This is a genomic window from Streptomyces sp. AC627_RSS907, from assembly GCF_019049165.1.
On record NZ_JAGMUE010000806.1, the window covers coordinates 1 to 653 of the forward strand.

The 653-nt window shown below is 70.4% G+C and carries 1 pseudogene; it reads left to right on the forward strand.

What is annotated here, in order from left to right:
- Nucleotides 1-328: 328 nt before the first annotated feature.
- A pseudogene (locus KUM32_RS38740) lies at nucleotides 329-653 on the forward strand (hypothetical protein); the annotation flags it as partial.

The window sequence follows — 653 nt, forward strand, 5'->3', positions numbered from 1 at the left end:
GACGTCCGGTCGCGCGAGGCCGGCCGCCGCGGCGCGCGGGCCGACCCCGCCGAGCACCCCCCACCCATCGCCGACGACGCCCCGACACACCCCGGCTGAGCAGCGGGCGCGCACCGGTCGGGCGCGCGCTGAGTGATCGCCGAACTACCGAACGTACGTCCGGATCACCGAGCGCTTCCAGGGATGATCCGTCAGTGACAACGCGTCAGAGAGCCGCCCGACGCACTTCGGAAGACCCTTCGCGGCGCGCTGGTTTCTGCCACGATTCCGAGTGGCGGGGCGCTGCCCCGTCGGTCCCGGCACGCCTATGACCAGTGGGAGAGTCACGGTGTACTTCGCCGCACTGCTCGCGCGCACCGAAGACGGGTGGGAAGCGAGCGACACAGACCTCGACGACGTCGAGTCCCTGTCCGATCTGACCGAGCTGGCCCGGGGGGCCGCGGTCGATGAGGACACGGTGCTCGTCTACATCGAGCAGGAAGAAGCGTGGTTCGGCCTCGTTCGGGTGGACGGCGAGGACGACCCGCGCACCTACGTATCGGACGCGGCGGCAGCCGCCCGCAGCTCGTACGGCGCGATGCTCACCGACGAGCTGACCGAACACGACGCGGAATCCGATCGCGATCGTCTGGTCGACCTCGACGGCACAGAGG